Source organism: Pseudonocardia sp. EV170527-09 (assembly GCF_008369905.1).
Lineage (GTDB): Bacteria > Actinomycetota > Actinomycetes > Mycobacteriales > Pseudonocardiaceae > Pseudonocardia.
Genome location: NZ_VRMC01000216.1, coordinates 1 through 1,950 on the forward strand (window position 1 = coordinate 1; position 1,950 = coordinate 1,950).

Annotated in this window: 2 protein-coding genes; both read right to left on the bottom strand. The window is 75.0% G+C overall.

Annotated elements, in window-relative coordinates:
* Window positions 1–939 (bottom strand): AAA family ATPase (locus tag FVA95_RS28480; RefSeq protein WP_240051794.1); only part of this gene is annotated, 939 nt, incomplete at its 3' end.
* 71 nt (window positions 940–1,010) lie between these two features.
* The coding region (locus tag FVA95_RS28485) for a bifunctional DNA primase/polymerase (protein WP_370460889.1) at window positions 1,011–1,950 on the bottom strand (940 nt) is incomplete at its 5' end.

A 1,950-nucleotide genomic window follows, 5' to 3' on the forward strand; every position in this document is an offset into this window, starting at 1 on the left:
GTCGGCCTGCATGCGTCGGCAGGTCTGGCGCACGGTCCCGGCGTCGAGGTTGAGCGCGTCGGCGATCTCCTTGGGCTTCTTGCCGGGGTAGTCGCGTAGGTAGCGGATGATCAGCGAGCGGGTGTCGCGCATCTGGTAGTCGGCGGCGTTGCCGTCGAGCAGCGACCACGCCCCCGCCGACGGGTCGAACGCCAGCGGGTAGTCGGTTTCGTCGACGTCGCGGCCGGTGACGTGCAGGACGCCGTCCGCGCGGGCACGGGCGCGTTCGAGGACCAGGACCGCGTCGGCGGCACCGGCGAGCCCGTTGGTGCCCGAGACGGTGGCGAGGAAGTCCTCGGCGGCGGCCTTGCGGACGTGGTGGACCAGTACGACGGCGACGCCGTAGTGGTCGGCGACCCGTTTGATCCGGGTCATCGCGGCGTAGTCGGCGTCGTAGGCCGACACCCCGGGGGCGGGGTTGCCGCGGACCTTGGCGAACACGTCGATGACGACCAGGCGCGCGTCGGGATGGCTCTCCAGCCACTCGGCGACCTGGACGTCACCTCCGGCAGGCATCGGCGGGCAGGCGATCGACAGGGTCAACCCGGCCGGGGCGGGCCGTCCGCCGAGTGCGATCTCCATGCGGGACTTCAACCGGCGTGGGGTGTCCTCCAACGCGAGGTAGAGCACCGAACCGGACTCGGCGTCGATCCGGCCGAACGCCGGGCGCCCGGCGGCGATGTCGAGCGCCAGCCCGAGACTCATCCAGGATTTGCCGACCTTGGGCGGTCCGGCGAGCAGGGTCACCCCTTCGCAGATGATCCCGGGCACCGCCCAGCGCGGGGTCGGGAAGTCCATGCCCATCAGCTCCTCTGCCGTCCAGGCCGTGCGGGGCGGCGTCGGCACCGCACCGAGCGCCGGGAAGCCCCCGCGTCGGGGCCCGCTCTGGGAGGCGCTCACGGCGCCCTGAGTGGCCGTCTGAGCCCCGACCGCGGGGCCGCTGGTGTGTCGGGGTGGGGGTGGTGGGGAGTTCATGCGGCGTCCTCGATCCGTCGGGGTCGTTTGGCCCCGGCCCGTAGGCCGGACGCGATCGTCTTCTCGGCCTGGTGGCCGGAGTAGGCGCCGAGCGCGACGTGCCCGGCGCAGGCGCCGCGCAGGGTCGACCACGCCTCCGGTTCGGGCAGGGAGCCGCCCGCGACGAGCTGCCCCAGAGCGACCGCGGCGATGTAGAGGCTGAGGTTGCGCTCGCGTTTGGCCGCCCCGGTGACCCGTGCTGTTTCAGCCCGTAGTGCGACGTCGAGGTAGCGGTCACGGCGCCCGGCCCCGGTCCGGATCGGACCCGCTGGAACAGGCGGGGGCGGGGCGAGCCGGTCGGCCAGCCATCCGGGCAGCACCGTCGCCTCTGCCTGGTCGTCGGCGGCGCGGTAGACCCCGGTCGGGGTGCGGGACCCGGCGGCGACGACATAGCCGCCACCGGCCCGGGTGTCGACCTTCCACCCGAGCCCACGTCCGGTCTCGCCCGCGGTGTTGCGCAGCCCGAGCCCGGCCGGGGCCCGGAAGTACAAGTGCCGCCCGCCCGACGGGGTCAGCACCTCATAGGTCGCCGGGAGCACGCACCCGGCGTCGGCGAGCAGAACGGCCAGGACCCCGGCGCCGTCGGCCACCCCGCGGGCGGCCCACCGCGGTGGCGGCACCTCGCCCGGCTCGGGGGTGTCGAGGTCGAGCACCAGCAGCCCGGCCGGGCCGGTCGCGATGCCGACGTTGAACGCCCCCGCCGACCACGCTGCGCGGATGCGGTCCGGGTCGGTGGTCGCCCGCTGTTCCCACCCACGGTGCCCGCCCGCGCACGGCCCGGTGCCCCGGCACGTGCTGTGCCCGTGCAGCGCCGGGCGCTTGGTACCCGCCCGCAACGGGAACACCGGCCAGCCCCGCCCGGCCAACCCGAGCGCGACCCGGCACAGCTCCTCCCCC